This window comes from Albimonas donghaensis, assembly GCF_900106695.1.
In the GTDB taxonomy this organism is placed as follows: Bacteria; Pseudomonadota; Alphaproteobacteria; order Rhodobacterales; family Rhodobacteraceae; genus Albimonas; species Albimonas donghaensis.
The window spans coordinates 79,891-95,645 of the sequence record NZ_FNMZ01000009.1 but is presented as its reverse complement, the minus strand read 5'-3'; the positions used below and the strand labels follow the sequence as shown (position 1 = coordinate 95,645).

General features: G+C 71.7%; 14 protein-coding genes. 11 read left to right on the top strand and 3 right to left on the bottom strand.

Annotated features, from left to right (window positions below; genetic code table 11):
* Positions 1-251: 251 nt before the first annotated feature.
* Together BLV24_RS18210 and BLV24_RS18205 are read right to left on the bottom strand one after the other, a co-directional pair.
* Positions 252-1,730 (bottom strand): NAD-dependent succinate-semialdehyde dehydrogenase, encoded by a 1,479-nt coding sequence (locus BLV24_RS18210; RefSeq protein ID WP_092684472.1) that lies wholly within the window; start codon positions 1,728-1,730, stop codon positions 252-254.
* Between the two features lie 510 nt (positions 1,731-2,240).
* Positions 2,241-2,717, bottom strand: coding sequence for an Lrp/AsnC family transcriptional regulator (locus BLV24_RS18205; RefSeq protein ID WP_092684470.1), 477 nt, complete (start codon positions 2,715-2,717; stop codon positions 2,241-2,243).
* Between the two features lie 167 nt (positions 2,718-2,884).
* On the opposite strand from BLV24_RS18205, the gene BLV24_RS18200 reads away from it, so the two are divergent.
* From BLV24_RS18200 to BLV24_RS18185, 4 genes are all read left to right on the top strand, one after another.
* On the top strand, positions 2,885-4,177 hold the full coding sequence (locus BLV24_RS18200) for an aspartate aminotransferase family protein (RefSeq protein ID WP_092684468.1): 1,293 nt from the start codon (positions 2,885-2,887) through the stop codon (positions 4,175-4,177).
* 402 nt (positions 4,178-4,579) lie between these two features.
* Positions 4,580-5,275 (top strand): CoA transferase subunit A, encoded by a 696-nt coding sequence (locus BLV24_RS18195; RefSeq protein ID WP_092684466.1) that lies wholly within the window; start codon positions 4,580-4,582, stop codon positions 5,273-5,275.
* A 154-nt stretch (positions 5,276-5,429) separates the two neighbouring features.
* Entirely contained in the window at positions 5,430-6,119 is a 690-nt protein-coding gene (locus BLV24_RS18190; RefSeq protein WP_176954817.1) for a class I SAM-dependent methyltransferase, read from the top strand.
* A gap of 90 nt (positions 6,120-6,209) precedes the next feature.
* On the top strand, positions 6,210-6,839 hold the full coding sequence (locus tag BLV24_RS18185; protein WP_092684462.1) for a CoA transferase subunit B: 630 nt from the start codon (positions 6,210-6,212) through the stop codon (positions 6,837-6,839).
* 277 nt (positions 6,840-7,116) lie between these two features.
* On the opposite strand, the gene BLV24_RS22090 is transcribed toward BLV24_RS18185, so the two are convergent.
* Positions 7,117-7,674, bottom strand: coding sequence for a lytic transglycosylase domain-containing protein (locus tag BLV24_RS22090; protein ID WP_176954816.1), 558 nt, complete (start codon positions 7,672-7,674; stop codon positions 7,117-7,119).
* Positions 7,675-8,494: 820 nt separating this feature from the next.
* On the opposite strand from BLV24_RS22090, the gene BLV24_RS22085 reads away from it, so the two are divergent.
* The 7 genes from BLV24_RS22085 (at position 8,495) to BLV24_RS18150 (ending at position 15,754) form a co-directional block, all read left to right on the top strand.
* Entirely contained in the window at positions 8,495-8,665 is a 171-nt protein-coding gene (locus BLV24_RS22085) for a hypothetical protein (protein WP_176954815.1), read from the top strand.
* 468 nt (positions 8,666-9,133) lie between these two features.
* A complete protein-coding gene (locus BLV24_RS18175; RefSeq protein WP_092684458.1) occupies positions 9,134-9,358 on the top strand; it encodes a hypothetical protein in 225 nt (74 codons plus the stop codon).
* 151 nt (positions 9,359-9,509) lie between these two features.
* Positions 9,510-10,331 carry a Flp pilus assembly protein CpaB gene (gene cpaB / locus BLV24_RS18170; protein ID WP_092684456.1) on the top strand — a complete coding sequence of 274 codons (822 nt, stop codon included), beginning with the start codon at positions 9,510-9,512 and terminating at the stop codon, positions 10,329-10,331.
* A 472-nt stretch (positions 10,332-10,803) separates the two neighbouring features.
* Positions 10,804-12,216: a type II and III secretion system protein family protein gene (locus tag BLV24_RS18165; RefSeq protein WP_092684590.1), complete on the top strand. Its 1,413-nt coding sequence runs from the start codon at positions 10,804-10,806 to the stop codon at positions 12,214-12,216.
* Complete coding sequence (locus BLV24_RS18160; protein ID WP_092684454.1) at positions 12,203-12,868, top strand: OmpA family protein; 666 nt, start codon at positions 12,203-12,205, stop codon at positions 12,866-12,868. The genes BLV24_RS18165 and BLV24_RS18160 overlap by 14 nt, the downstream gene beginning before the upstream one ends.
* Positions 12,869-13,084: 216 nt before the next feature.
* The gene (locus BLV24_RS18155) at positions 13,085-14,308 is read left to right on the top strand and encodes a CpaE/TadZ family protein (protein WP_092684452.1); all 1,224 of its coding nucleotides are present in this window, start codon (positions 13,085-13,087) and stop codon (positions 14,306-14,308) included.
* An 18-nt stretch (positions 14,309-14,326) separates the two neighbouring features.
* Positions 14,327-15,754, top strand: a complete 1,428-nt coding sequence (locus tag BLV24_RS18150) for a TadA family conjugal transfer-associated ATPase (RefSeq protein ID WP_092684450.1) — start codon at positions 14,327-14,329, stop codon at positions 15,752-15,754.
* The last annotated feature ends 1 nt before the right edge of the window (position 15,755 follow it).

Below are 15,755 nucleotides of genomic sequence, written 5' to 3'. Positions count from 1 at the left end.
GAACGAAGGAACGAAGGAACGAAGGAACGAAGGAACGAAGGAACGAAGGAACGAACGAAGGAACGAAAGCCCCTCCGTCCGCCCCAAACCCGCCCGACAGCCGGTCTTCAGGCGCGACCCAGGCGGCCCGCGCCCCTCGCCACCAGCGGCGACGTCGACCGCGCGCCGTGGCGATCCGGCGCCGCCGGCGGGCGGGCGCCGGGCGCGCCGCCGACCGGGCCGTTCAGCGGCGCGGTCGGCGGCGACGCGGCTCAGATGCCGCCGAGGCTCAGATACTTCACTTCGAGGAAATCCTCGATGCCGTATTTGGAGCCCTCGCGGCCGAGACCCGACTGCTTGACCCCGCCGAAGGGCGCCACCGCGGTCGAGGGCAGGCCGTCATTCACCCCGACGATGCCGTATTCCAGCGCCTCCGCCACCCGCAGGCAGCGGCCGATGTCGCGGCTGTAGAAATAGGAGGCGAGGCCGAACTCGGTGTCGTTGGCCATCTGCACCGCCTCTTCCTCCGTGTCGAAGGAGAACAGCGGCGCCACCGGGCCGAAGGTCTCCTCCTTCGCCACCTTCATCGCCTGGGTCACGCCGGTGAGCAGGGTGGGCGTGTAGAACGACCCGCCGAGCGTGTGGCGGAAGCCGCCGAACATCACCTCGGCCCCTTTCTCCACCGCGTCGTTCACATGCTCCTCGACCTTCTCGACCGCATCCATGTCGACCAGCGGGCCGATATTGATGCCCTCCTGGAAGCCGTCGCCGACATGCAGGCTCTGCATCCGCATCACCATCTTCTCGGCGAAGGCCTCATAGACGCCCTTCTGCACGTAGATGCGGTTGGCGCAGACGCAGGTCTGGCCGGCGTTGCGGAACTTGGAGCCCATGGCCCCCTCCACCGCCGCATCCAGATCGGCGTCATCGAAGACGATGAAGGGCGCGTTGCCGCCGAGCTCGAGGCTCAGTTTCTTGATGTCGTCGGAGCACTGGCGCATCAGAACCCGGCCCACCTCGGTCGAGCCGGTGAAGGTCAGCTTGCGCACCTTGGGGTTGGAGCAGAATTCCTTCCCGATCGACGAGGCCGAGGAGGAGGTGATCAGGTTGAACACGCCCGCCGGGAAGCCCGCGCGCTCGGCCAGCACGGCGATGGCGGTGGCCGACAGCGGCGTCAGCTTGGCGGGACGCGCGACGACCGTGCAGCCCGCGGCCAGCGCCGGCGCGATCTTGCGGGTGATCATGGCGTTGGGGAAGTTCCAAGGCGTGATCGAGGCCACGACCCCCACCGGCTGCTTGAGCACGATGATCCGCTTGCCCTTGGCGGCGGCGGGGATGGTGTCGCCGTAGATGCGCTTGCCCTCTTCCGCGTACCATTCGAGGAAGCTGGCGCCGTAGATGATCTCGCCCCGCGCTTCGGCGAAGGGCTTGCCCATTTCGGCGCACAGGATGGCGCCCAGGTCGTCGGCATGCTCGACCATCAGGCGGCCGAGCTCGGCCACCATGGCGCAGCGCTCGGAGGCCAGCAGCCCGGCCCAGGACTTCTGCGCGGCATAGGCGGCGTCGATGGCGGCGGCGGCCTGCTCGGCCGAGCAGTCGGCGACTTCGGCGATCACCTTGCCGGAGGCGGGGTTCGTCACCTCGAAGTTCCGGCCGCCGTCGCCGTCCCGCCACTGGCCATCGTAATAGGCCCGGCCGGTCAGCACCGACGGATCCTTCAGGTTCATCGGGATGTTGACGGGGATGTTCATGACGGGCTCCTCCCTTCGGTTCCGCGAGACCCTAGCGAAGCGCCCGGCGCCCGGCAATGTCGGGCGGAGAAGTGACCGGGAAAGGTGAAGACCAGGTTTCCGGGGGCGCCTCGCGCGACAGACGACGCCTGGCGCCGGCGCCGGCGGGCGCACCGGTCCGCCGCGCGCCCGGCGCCGCGGTTCGGCCTGGCGCGGGGGCGAGGGGCGCGCTCCCTCCCCGGGGGACGGCGCGGCGGCGGGGGAGGGAGCGCGCCGCCCGGCCTCGCGCCGTCTGCGCCCGCCCGCCCCGGCGCGCGTCGAGCCGTCGCGCCGGCGGCGCCGGGACGCGCCGCGAGCGCAGGGGCCGAAGGAAGCCGGGCCCAGAGGAGCAGGGGCCAGAGGAGCAGGGGCCGGGGGACAGGGGGCGGCGGGCAGGGGCCGGGGGAAGGGGAGGGACCGTCCTCTCCCGGCCTTGCCGGGGCCCTCCCGGACCGACCCGCCAGGCAGGGGCGCCAAGACGCCCCTACGCCGTCAGTCCGCGGGGGTCAGCGCCCAGTCCGGCAGCCGGTCCACGTTCTTGTGGGTGCGCAGCACGAACGTCGTCTTGTAGGCGCGCACCGTCGGCAGGGCTCCGAAGGTGGCCTGGGCGAAGGCGTGGTAGTCCTCGATCGACCGGGCCTGCACCATCAGCAGGAAGTCGAAATCCCCGGTCACCACATGGCATTGCAGCACCTCCTCATGGCGCAGGATGGCCGCGGCGAAGGCCTCCGACACGCCGGCCCGGGGCGCGGTCAGCGTCACCATCACCGCCGCCGTCACCGGCTTGCGGAACCGCGCCCGGTCCAGCACCGCCACCGCCCCCTCGATCACACCCCCGGCCCAGAGCCGCGCCGTCCGCTTGGCGCAGGCCGAGAGCGACAGGCCCACCGCCTCCGCCAGCTCCGACTGGGTGCGCCGCGCGTCGCGCTGGAGCAGCGACAGGATCCGGCGATCGGCGGCGTCGAGCATGGCGGTTCTCTCCTGTCATGCGGTTTCTTCCGATTATTCCCGTCCTGCGTCGAAGATCGAGAACAATCCCGCGCCCACGCCGTCCCGCCTCGCTTCCCGCTCCGCCGCCGCGGGCGCAGAGTGGGGCGCGTCCCGTCCCCGTGCCGCCCTCAGGCCCAGGAGCTTCCATGCCCGCCTCCCCCGACTTCATGGCCCGCGCCGACCGCGCCCTGATCCGCTACGGCGCCGACTGGTTCGACGCCGAGATCGTGCGCGCCGAGGGCGCCCGCGTCTTCGCCGCCGACGGCCGCTCGATCCTCGATTTCACCTCCGGGCAGATGTCGGCGGTGCTCGGCCATTCCCATCCCGAGATCACCGAAACCATCCGCGACATGGCCGGGCGCATGGCGCATCTCTACTCCGGCATGCTCTCCGCGCCGGTGGTGGACCTGGCCGAGACGCTCTGCGCGACGCTGCCCGAGGGGCTCGACCGCGCCCTGCTGCTGACCACCGGGGGCGAGGCCAACGACGCCGCCCTGCGCCTGGCCAAATGCGCGACGGGGAAATGGGAGGTGGTCAGCTTCGCCCAGTCCTGGCACGGCATGACCGGGGCGGCGGCGGGGGCGACCTATTCCGCCGGGCGCAGAGGCTACGGCCCGGCCATGCCCGGCAATTACGCGATCCCCGCGCCCAACGCCTACCGCCCCCGCTTCGGCGAGGACGGGCCGGGCTGGCGCGAGCTGCTGGCCGCCGATTTCGCCGCCGTGGACGCCATGTCGACCGGCGCGCTCGCCGCCTTTATCGCCGAGCCGATCCTCAGTTCCGGCGGGATCATCGACCTGCCCGAGGGCTATCTCGCCGCGCTCAAGGCGGAATGCGACGCGCGCGGGATGCTGCTGATCCTGGACGAGGCGCAGACCGGCGTCGGCCGCACCGGCCTGATGTATGCGTTCGAGCGCGACGGCGTGACCCCCGACATCCTCACCCTGTCGAAGACGCTGGGCGCCGGGCTGCCGCTGTCGGCCGTGGCGACCTCCGCCGCGATCGAGGCCGAGGCCCATGCCAACGGGTTCCTCTTCTACACCACCCATGTCTCCGACCCGCTGCCCGCCGCGGTGGGGCTGAAGGTGCTGGAGATCGTCAGGCGCGACCGCCTGGCCGCGCGGGCGGCGGAGATGGGGGGGCGGCTTCAGGGGCGGTTGCGGGATCTCGCCCGGAGACATGCCTGCATCGGGGATGTGCGCGGGCGCGGGTTGCTGGTGGGGCTGGAAGTGGTGGCGGACCGGGCCTCGAAGGCGCCGGACGAGGCGCGGGGCAAGGCGGCGATGCGGGCCGCCGCGGCGCGCGGGCTGTCGGTGAACATCGCGGCCCTTCCCGGCATGTGCAGCGTGTTCCGCATCGCCCCGCCCCTGACCGTAACCGAGGCCGAGATCGACGAGGCCGCCGATATTCTCGACGCGGCCTTCGCGGACGTCGCCTGACGCCCGCCTCCCGTCCGCCCGCCCGCTCCCCTTTCCGTCCGCTCTCCGCTCGCCCCCTGTCCGCCGGCGCCCGGCCGACCGCGCGCCGGGGCGGGCGGGGGCCGCCGGCGCTCCCTCGGGCGGCGCGCCCTGCGGAACACTTGCGCCGGGCGCGCCGGGAGAGGTCGCGCGGGTCGCGCCGGCCCGCCCCGGCGCGCGGGAAAGGTCGCGCCGGCGGCGCCGGGGACAGGCGGCGGGCGTCTCGCGTCGATCCGCCCGGGCGCGAGGTCGCCGCCCGCGTTGACAGGGGCCATGCTGCGGCGCGATGAAAGGGGCGGACGCCCACCCTCGGCCCCCCGCGCGCATCCCGCGCGGACCGCAGGGTCCACCCCCGGCCGCCCCGGCCCCATCCCGGAGGATGCGATGAAGAAGGTTTACGGTTCCGCCGCCGAGGCGCTCGACGGACTGCTCGCGGACGGCATGCTCATCGCCGCCGGCGGCTTCGGCCTCTGCGGCATCCCCGAGAACCTGATCGCCGCCATCCGCGACGCCGGCGTCAAGGATCTCACCGTCGCCTCCAACAATTGCGGCGTCGACGATTTCGGCCTCGGGGTCCTGCTCCAGACCAAGCAGGTCAGGAAGATGATCTCGTCCTATGTCGGCGAGAACGCCGAGTTCATGCGTCAGTACCTGTCCGGCGAGCTGGAGCTGGAATTCAACCCGCAAGGCACCCTGGCCGAGCGCATGCGCGCCGGCGGCGCCGGCATCCCCGGCTTCTATACCAAGACCGGCGTCGGCACCGTCATCGCCGAGGGCAAGGAGCACAAGGACTTCGACGGCGTCACCTATATCCTGGAACGCGCCATCGTCGCCGACGTGTCCATCGTGAAGGCCTGGAAGGCCGACCCCTCGGGCAACCTCGTGTTCCGCAAGACCGCGCGCAACTTCAACCCGGACGCGGCCGCCTGCGGCAAGGTCTGCGTCGCCGAGGTCGAGGAGATCGTGCCGCTGGGCGCGCTCGACGGCGACGAGATCCACCTGCCGGGCATCTACGTGCATCGCCTGATCCAGGGCGAGTCCGAGAAGCGGATCGAAAAGCGCACCACCCGCGCCGCCTGATCCGGGGCGGACGCGCCGGGCGCCGCGTCGCGGGGGCGCGGAAGACCGGGCGCGCCCCGCGCCGCCCGCCCTCCGACGCCCCCCCGTGCTCACCCCTCCCGCGCCGGACGACGGCGGCCGGGCGATGACCGGGGACACGTCGCGAAAGAGGATCATGGGTTTCTTCGACGCCTATCCGGTTTTCGAGGCGGAAGGGACGGTGGCGGCCACGCTGACGCGCCTGAACTTCCGTCACGACCTGTTCATCGCGCCCGCGCGCGACATGCTGGCGGGCAAGCGGGTGCTGGACATCGCCAGCCATGACGGGCGCTTCGCGCTCGCCGCGCTGGAAAGCGGGGGCGCGGCGCATGTCACCGGAATCGAGGCGCGGGGCGAGGCGATAGCGCGGGCCCGCACGGTCTTCGACCGCTGCGGGATCGCGCCCGAGCGCCACGATTTCGTGCAGGGCGACGTCTTCGACGCGCTGGCCGGAATGACCCCGGGGGCGTTCGACACGGCGATGGTGCTGGGCTTCCTCTACCACACGCCGCGGCAATACGAGATCTTCGCGCAGCTCGACCGGCTGGGCGTGCGCGACGTGATCGTCGACTCGATGGTGCTGCGCACGAAGAAGCCACGGCGCGCGCTCGTCGAGATGCGCTGGGAGCCGACCGGGCGCGAAGGCCAGATCTTCGACCCCCGCGGCCGCGCCCGGGCGCTGTCGGCGGTGCCCTCGCGGGCGGCGCTGGCGATGTGGCTGGAGGAGTTCGGCTGGCAGGTGAGCTGGCCGAGCCTGCCGCCCGTCCCCGAGGACGCGAAGGTCTACGACCGGGGCGGCCGCGTCGCCGTCTTCGGTCGCCGCTGAGCGGCGCGGACGCGGCGCGGCGGAACGAACGAAAGCAACGACGGGGCGGCGGATCGCGCCGCGCCCGGCCATGACAAGGAGAGGCGGATTATGCCCTGGGATCGTGACCAGATGGCCGCGCGCGCGGCGCAGGAGCTTGAGGACGGCATGTATGTCAACCTCGGCATCGGCATCCCGACGCTGGTGTCCAACTACATCCCCGAAGGCGTGGACGTGACGCTCCAGTCCGAGAACGGGATGCTCGGCATGGGCGCCTTCCCGATCGAGGGCGAGGAGGACGCCGACCTCATCAACGCCGGCAAGCAGACCATCACCGAGCTGCCGCACACCTCGTTCTTCCCGTCCTCGACCAGCTTCGGGATGATCCGCGGCGGCAAGATCGCCATGGCGATCCTGGGCGCGATGGAAGTGTCGGAGGAAGGCGACCTCGCCAACTGGATGATCCCGGGCAAGCTGGTGAAGGGCATGGGCGGGGCCATGGACCTGGTGGCCGGCGTCGGCCGGGTGGTGGTGATCATGGATCACGCCAACAAGGCGGGCGAGTCGAAGCTGCTCAAGGCCTGCACCCTGCCGCTGACCGGCAAGGCGGTGGTCAACCGGATCATCACCGGGCTGGGCGTGTTCGACGTGGTCGAAGGCGGGCTGAAAGTGGTCGAGATCGCCGACGGCGTGACGCTGGACGAGATCAGGGCGAAGACCGAGGCGACGCTGGTCGCCTGACGCCTCGCGTTTCTCGGCCGGGACGATGTTGCGAACGGCCTCCGGCGCCCCCGGGGGCCGTTTCGCGTCCGCGGCGCGGGCGGCGGGCGCTTGCGTCGGCCCGGGCCGCGCCCGCGGGCTGCGCCCGCAGGACTTCGCGCAGGGCGCGAGGCCGCCTCCGCGGGGCGGAGGCGCGCGGCCCTCGGCGCCCGGCCTTCGACGGGGCGCCTGGCGGATCCGTTGCAGGGCGCGGGCGGAACGGCCGGGGAAAGGGGGCCGGGACGCGCCGGGGGGCGGCTCAGCGCGTCTCGGCGAACACCGTGACCGGCCCGCAGGCGTCGCGCGGCCCGGACGGAACCGGGGCGCAGAGCGTCCTGAGCGCGGCGAACGCGGTCAGGGTGCGCGGCGCGAAGGCCCGCGTCTCCGGCCAGTCCGGCACGCCGCCGCGCCGCGCCACCACCTCCGGCCCCGCGTTCCAGGCGGCGAGGGCGGCCACCGGGTCCTCCTCGAACCGCCGCAGCAGCGCCGCGAAATGGCGGGCCCCCGCCGGCGCGCTCTGCCCGGCCGAAAACGGGTCCGTCACGCCCTGGTCCGACAGCACCGCGGGCATGAGCTGCATCAGCCCCATCGCGCCGGCCGGGCTGACGGCCCGCGAATCGCCTCCGGACTCGGTCAACGCCATGGCCAGCAGGAACGGCAGCGACAGCCCCGTCTCTCGCGCCGCCGCCCGCAGCGCGTCGCCGTGGCGGCGCATCACGCGCAGCCCGGCGGCGCGGATGTCGCCCGCCCGCGACGCCGCGCCGGGGCGGGCGTCGAGCGCCGCCAGCAACGGCTCCAGCGATCGGCCGGGCGTCACCGCGGGCGAGGCGCCGGGGCTCCGCCAGAACGCGGCCCAGGCTGGGGGCGTCGTTCCATGCGGCTGGGCGAAGGCGAGCCCGGCGGGCCGCGGGGCTCCCGCCCGGCGAAGCCCGGCGCCGCCCGTCCCCGCAATCCCGCCCGAAGACGCGCCCGCCGGCGACGTGGACCAGGGCGACCCGCCCGGCCCGTGGCGCGCGGCGGCGCCGCCCACGGCTGAAATCGAGACGCCCGGAACCGCAGGGTCTTCACCCTCGGGCCGCTCGGAAATGCTTGGCAACGCGAGAGATTCTCCCGCCGGGGGAGGGCGAAGCCGGCGCAGCGCGGGTGTCTCCGCCCCGCCTCCGGTCAAGCCGCGCACGGCCGCTGCGGCGGAGACCGGCCCCGCCGCCGCGGGCGCCGCGCCCGCCGCGATCAGCAGCAGGACGACGAGAGCCGAGGCCAGACGCGACGCCGGATCCGGACGGCGCGCCAGGCGCCGCCGCGTCCGGGCGTCGGCCCCCATGGCCCCCGGGCGCCTGTCGTCCGCATCCGCGTCGCTCATGGCCGGGAGGCGCCGGGAGGCCGGGTCCGCAGGACGCCCGGTCCCGATCCGACGAGTAGGGTCCGTCGATGGAAGACGCCGGGGAAAGCGCGGGGTTCCAAGCGCCCCGGCCCCGGTTTCGCCGATATGGATGAACTGACATGCATATGCTAGCATCGCCCCTGTAACGTGCATCAAATTTGGCTGCCTGTCGGTGCGTACCATGCTTGCGACCATAGCGATTGCCGGCGGACTGCGGCGCCCGGACCACGCCGGGCCGCCTCGAGTCCGGGGCGGCGTGTCGAGACTGCTCCGCTGCGACCGCGGCGCGGTGAGCATCGAGTTCGTGGTGCTGTCCGCCGGCGTGCTGCTGATCGGCATCGGCGTGGGCGAGCCGCTGCGCGACGGCGTGGTGGACATGCTGACCAATCTCAACGACGTCCTGCTCGCGCACCCGACCGCGCCCTGATCCCGGCGCCCTGATCCGCGCGCCCCTCCTATCCGCCCGGCGGCGGGGAATCGCGGGGCCGGCCTGTTCGCCCAATTCACCGATTCGAGTCGCCGTTAACCTAAACGAAACTGTTTCTCGTGATGATCGTTTAGCCTTGGCAGGCGGTCCCGCACCGGCCTCGGACATGTTCCGCGCACCCGAAGTCACGGAAAAGCCCGTGTTTATTGAGGCTTTACGTGCTGCGGCGCTCTGTCATCGTTGGTTTTCATGTTCCGGGCGCGAATCGGCTTGATTTTCCGTTCGGCAATGTTCATCTATGTGTACAGCGAGGGGGTCGAGTTCGGAAGTTCTGGACCTCAGCGAGTTGCAGTTCCCCCGTCTGCAGGGGGTGTGTGCCCCGTATCGGGGTGAGTAGCTTCCGCCCGATGTCGGGCGATGCTTGGGATCGGCCAGGATGCCGGATCCCGTGTTGTGGAGGGATATCCTATGACTTTCTTTGCCAAGGTTCGCCGCGCGATCCTCGATGAGTCCGGCGCCGTGACCGTCGACTGGGTCGTGCTGACCGCCGCCGTCGTGATCCTGTCGATCGGCGCCATCGCCGCCCTCGACACCGGCGTCGACTCGATGATCACCGAGATCTCGTCGCAGCTGTCCACCGGCGCGACCACCGTGTCGGGCGCCTCCTGGGGCGACGCCGCCGCCACCAACTGATCCAGCGCTCATCAGCCGGCCCGGATCGCGTCTCGCCTGAGCGAGCCCGCGGTCCGGAGCCCGGCGGAGCCGCTGTTCAGCTGACAAGTGCAGCCGTCCTTCGCCCTTGCGCGGAGGGCGGCTTCATGCATCGCGCATAGGGGATCGCATCATGAGATCGCTCGCCGTCTTCGTCTTCGTCGCGGGTCTCGCGCTCGCCGGCGGCGCCGCTTGGTACGTCTTCGCGCAGGTTCAGGCCGCGGAATCGCGCATGGCGCCGGCCAACGCCGTCGCCACCGTGCCCGTGGCCGTGGCCAACAAATCCCTCAAGTTCGGGCAGCCGATCACCGCCGCCGACGTCAAGGTCGTGCAATGGCCGGCCGAGATCCTGCCCGAGAACTCGTTCAATTCGCCCGAGGACCTGTTCGGCGCCGACGGCAAGCCCCGCACCGTGCTGCGGCGGATGGAGCCGAACGAGCTGATCCTGCGCACCAAGGTCACCGGCTTCGGCGAGCGCGCCACCGTGATGTCCCTGCTCGAACCCGGCATGCGCGCCTACACGATGCCGGTGAACGCGGCCTCCTCGGTCGGCGGGTTCGTGCTGCCCGGTTCGCGGATCGACGTGTTCCTGACCGTGAACGACCGCCGCAACGGCCTGACCACGCGCACCCTGATCGAGAATATCGAGGTCATCGCCGTCGACCAGGACACCGATCCCGACCGGATCGAGGCCAAGGTGGCGCGCACCGTGACCCTGCAGGGCTCGCCGGCGCAGGTGCAGCAGCTGACGCTGGCCTCGGAACTGGGCAACCTCTCCATCGCGCTGCGCGGCTTCGGGGCGACCGACGCCGTCGCCTCCGCGCCGATCGACCGCGCCGCCCTGCTGGGCGAGGTCGAGGCGGTCGAGGTCGCCGAGCCGGAGCCCGAGCCGGAGCCGGAAGTGAAGGTCATCGTGCGCCGCGGCAACCAGGTCGAAGTCCGCACGATGCCCTGAACGGGGATCCTGAACGGGGCCCAGACCGGGACTCTCGACATGGCGAATTTCTCATGGACCGCCGGCGGGCCCCCGCCGGCGGTCTTTTCGCATCCCCCCTCCCCACCCGCCTCTTCCCCCGGAATCCGCGCCGAACTCACGCTTCGCCGCATGTCGCCGACGCCGCGACGTCCCGCCCGCCCGGCGCTTCGGCCGGCCCGCGCAGGTGTCGCTTTTCGGCCACTTTTGCGCCCCCGAGGCCGTCGCGCCGCGCCCAGCCCCGGCATGGGGCTTGTCAGGTAAATATAAAAATGGCCCTATCCCCGAGGCTTGCGGGTCGAACTTGAAGTCCGATGTCCGGTTGGGGAGGTGAGACGCGATGATATTCCGGCCCAACGTCGTCCGCGACGTGATCCGGCGCATCGAGCGCGTCGCCCATGCCGCCGCCGCGGGCCGCGCCTCGCGCGCCGGCGTCGCGGCCGTCCCCGCGTTTATGCTGGCCGTCGCCGCGCTCCTCGCCGCCGGCGCCCCCGCCCCCGCCCGCGCCCAGAGCGGCGCCCCGGCGGTGCGGGTGCTGGAGGGCGCGGCCTCTCCCACCGTCACGGTCTCGGTCAACCGCGCCATCGTGCTGGAGGCCGGCGAGCCCTTCGCCGAGGTCTCCGTCGCCAATCCCGGCATCGCCGACGTCGCCGCCCTGTCCAACCGCACCGTCTACGTGCTGGGCAAGACCGCGGGGCGCACCACGCTGACCCTGTTCGGCCCGGGCGGGCGGCTGATCTCCAACGTTTCGGTCCAGGTCGGCCCCGACCTGCAGGAGTTCAAGGAACGGCTCCAGCAGATCCTTCCCGGCGAGGACATCCAGGCCCGCTCCGCCGCCGACGGCGTGGTGCTGTCGGGCACCGTGTCCTCGGCCGCCTATCTCGCCCGCGCGCTGGAACTGGCGGAACGCTACGCGCCGGGCCGGGTCTCCAACATGATGTCGGTCGGCGGCTCCCAGCAGGTGCTGCTGCGGGTGCGCTTCGCCGAGGTGCAGCGCTCCGCCTCCAAATCGCTGGGCTTCAACTGGTCGGTCGGCTTCGGCTTCGGCAATTTCGGCGTGTCCTCGGCCCAGGGCGACTACGCCAACGCCGACAACGTGCGCGGCGTGCCGACCCAGCGCGGGCTGAGCACGCCCTACGCGGCCTCGAACCCCGCCGAGGGCATCATGCGCATCGGCTACGCGGCCGGCGGCATCGTCGCCAACCTCGCCATCGACGCGCTGGAATCCAAGGGCTTCGCCCGCACCCTGGCCGAGCCCAACCTGGTGGCGCTGTCGGGGGACGACGCCTCCTTCCTCGCGGGCGGCGAATATCCGGTGCCGGTCTACTCGGCCGAAGACGGGAACCTTTCGGTGGACTACCGCCCCTTCGGCGTGTCGCTGGGCTTCACCCCCACCGTCGTCTCCGCCGAGGTCATCAACCTGGAGCTGGAGGCCGAAAGCTCGGCCATCGACACCTCCATCGTCATCGCCAACAACGGCGTGCAGTTCAACGGCTTCTCGACCCGGCGGGCGAAGACCACGATCGAGCTCAAGGACGGCGAGAGCTTCGCCATCGCGGGCCTGCTTCAGGACGAGTTCGTCGACAACGCCAACCAGCTGCCCTGGGTGGGCGACGTGCCGATCCTGGGCACGCTGTTCCGCTCGGCCGACTTCCAGCGCCGGCAGACCGAGCTGGTGATCATCGTCACCGCCTACCTGATCTCGCCGGTGACCGAGGACGCGATCGAACTGCCCACCGACCGCATCCGCCTGCCCAGCGAGGAGGACCTGTTCCTCCTGGGCAAGCTGGGCCATGCCGCGGACCCGGTGATCCGCTCGGTGGCGGGGCGCGAGTTCGAGGGGGCCTACGGCTATGTCGTGGAATAACGCGCGCCGGCGGGCGACGACCTGCGGCGGACGGGCCGCGGCCCTCGGCCTGGCGGCGCTGACCGCGGCCTGCGGCTACACCCCGCCGCTGAAGGACCAGATCACCGCCTACGAGTCCTATGGCAGGTGGGACGCCAACAATTTCGCGGCGATGACCGGCCGGGCCATGGACCCCGAGCGCCTCGCCGCCCTGCGCGCCGCCTTCCAGGCCGCGTCGCCCGACACCATCACCTTCGCCTTCGACAGCACCGCGATAGAGCCCGCCGCCGAGATCGCCCTGGAGGCGCAGGCGCGCTGGCTGCGGGCGCATCCCTCCACCATGATCGCCATCGAGGGCCATGCGGACCTGGTGGGCTCCGACCCCTACAACCAGCGCCTCGGTCTGCGCCGGGCGCGGGCCGCGGCGGCGCGGCTGGTCGAGCTGGGCGTCGCCCCCGGGCAGCTCGCGCTGGTGGTGTCGCGGGGCGAGACCCGCCCCGTGATCCCCGTCGAGCGGGAGGAGCGGGTGAACCGCCGCGCCGTGTCCTCCGTCGAGGGCTGGGGCGCGGGCTGGCGAGGGCGCTCCTTCGACGGCAAGCGCGCCTATCTCGCCTATGAGCAATACTCGACCAAGGAGGTCGAGGCGGCGGATGTGGCGACGACCGACGGCTGATCCCGTCCGCCCGCCCGTCTCGCGCCGCCGCCGCCCCGCGCGTCATGCGCCGGCCGGGGGGGACCTCTCCGAACGCGACGCGCCGCCGGCTTCCTGCGCCGGCCCGGCCGCGTTATATCGGGGGAACGACATGCGATCGAGCGCAGGCCGCGCGCCGGGCGGAGACTTCCGCAGGGCGACGATGGGCCGGGGCAGCGCGCGGAGGCGACTGACGGAATGCTGAAAAGAAAACGCGACGGCGCCGCGACGGCGGAGCTGGTCGTCGTGGCGACCGATCCTTCTCGTTTCGGCGGGCTCCCGCGGGAGCTGGACGCCGATTTCGGCGGCGGCGGCTGGATACGGGCCGAGCCGCAGCAGGTTCCCGGCATCCTCGAAGCCGCCGGCGGCGGCGAGGCCGCGCCCACCGTGCTGGTCTGCGCCGGGCCCGAGGACATGTCCCGGCTCGACACCCTTCTGGCCCTGGTCACCCATTGCGCCCGCCGCGGCGCCGTCGTGATCGTGGTGGTCGACGAAATCGCCCCCGTCGCCGTGCACCGGCTGATGCGCGCCGGGGCCACCGACTTCCTGCCCACGCCCCTATCCACCGGCGCCCTGATGGAGAGCATCTCCTCCGCCCGCCGCGGAGAGGGCGCGCCGGCGGATTCGGTCGAGAGCAAGGGCCGCGACGGGCTGATCTACCCGGTCTACGGCGTCGCCGGCGGGGTCGGGGCCACCACGTTCGCGGTCAACCTCGCCTGGGAGATCGCGCAGGAAAGCCGCAAGTCCGGCCTGCGGGTCTGCCTGCTGGACCTGGATTTCCAGTATGGTTCGGTCGCCACCTATCTCGACATGCCGCGCAGGGACTCGGTGCTGGACTTCCTGTCCGACATGTCGCGCGCCGACGCCCAGGGCTTCGCCGCGGCGCTGGAGGAACGCGGCGCAAGGCTGTCGGTGTTCACCGCGCCCGCCGACGCCCTGCCGCTCAACATCGTGTCGGCCGACGGCATGCAGCGCCTGCTGGCCATGGCCGCGGACAGCCATGACGTCGTGATCGTCGATCTGCCCACCGCGCTCACCGAATGGACCGAGGCCGCGCTGAACGCCGCCCAGCGGTTCTGGGCGGTGATGGAGATCGACATGCGCTCGGCCCAGAACATGCTGCGCTTCCTGCGCGCGCTCCAGGCCGAGGACCTGCCCTTCGACAAGCTCGACTACGTGATGAACCGAGTGCCCGGATTCGGCGATTTCGGCGCGAAAGGTCGCGTCAAGAAAATGGCCGAAACGCTTGGAATCGAGTATGGAGTATTGCTGCCCGACGGCGGCAAGGCGGTGGTCCAGGCCTGTGACCATGGTTCGCCGCTCGCGGACTTCGCCAGCGGCAATCCGTTGCGCAAGGAAATCCGCAAGACCGCCAGGGCCGTGCTCGAAGAGGTGCAGGCGTCCCGCGTCGCCCTCGCGTAAACCCGGGAGGAGTGCGCCATGTTCAAGCGCTATGCCAAGGACGCCGGCGCCTCGGCCTCGCCGGTGGTGCTGACCAGTTCCGCGCAGGCCGCCGCGGCCCGCGCCGCCACGGCCGAAGCCGAAGCGCGCGCCGCCGAAGCCGCCGCCGCCGAGAGCCGTGAGCTCAAGCGCCGCCAGCGCCTGCTGCAGATCAAGGTCGACCTGCATCGCCGCCTGCTGGAGACGCTGAACCTGTCGATCATCGACAAGGTGCCCGAATCCGAGCTGCGCCGGGAGATCGCCTCCATCGCCCGCGAGGGCCTGCGCGACATGGGCATGGTGCTCAACGCCGCCGAGGCCGAGCAGCTGACCCAGGAGCTGATGGACGAGGTCACCGGCCTCGGCCCGCTGGAGCCGCTGCTCAAGGACGAGACCGTCTCCGACATCCTGGTCAACGGCGCCCACCAGATCTTCGTGGAACGCCGCGGCAAGCTGGTGCTGTCCGAGGTCGAGTTCAAGGACAACAAGCACCTGCTGCGGGTCATCGACAAGATCGTCTCCGCCGTCGGCCGGCGCGTGGACGAAAGCCAGCCCTGGGTGGACGCGCGGCTCGCCGACGGCTCCCGCGTCAACGCCATCGTGCCGCCCTGCGCCGTGGACGGCCCGCTGCTGTCGATCCGCAAATTCTCCAAGTCGCCGCTCTCCATCGACAAGCTGATCGCCTACGGCGCCTTCACCGAGGAAATGGCGGCCTTTCTCCAGGCCGTGGTCGCGACCCGGCTGAACGTGATCGTCTCGGGCTCCACCGGCTCGGGCAAGACCACGACGCTCAACGCCCTGTCCTCCTTCATCGCCAACGATGAGCGCATCGCCACCATCGAGGACACCGCCGAGCTTCAGCTCCAGCAGACCCATATCGCGCGGATGGAATCCCGCCCCCCCAACGTGGAGGGCAAGGGCGAGGTCTCCCAGCGCATCCTGCTCAAGAACGCGCTGCGCATGCGCCCCGACCGCATCATCGTCGGCGAGACCCGCGGCGACGAGGTGCTGGACATGCTCCAGGCCATGAACACCGGCCATGACGGCTCGATGACCACGGTTCACGCCAACTCCCCGCGCGACGCGGTCGGGCGCGTGGAGAACATGATGCTGATGTCGGGGCTGGAGATGCCGCTGCGCGCCACCCGCGCCCAGATCGCCTCCGCCGTCCATGTCATCGTGCAGGTCTCGCGCCTGTCGGACGGCTCGCGGCGCATGACCCATATCGCCGAGATCACCGGCATGGAGGGCGAGGTCGTCGCCATGCACGACGTGTTCCGCTTCAAGCGCACCGGCATCGACGGCGACGGCACCGTGCTCGGCCAGTTCGAGGCGTCGGGCATCCGCTCCCATTTCGCGGAGCGCTTCCGCGCCTGGGGCTTCGACCTGCCCAACGAGATCTACACTCCCAACCGCAAGCTGGGCTGAG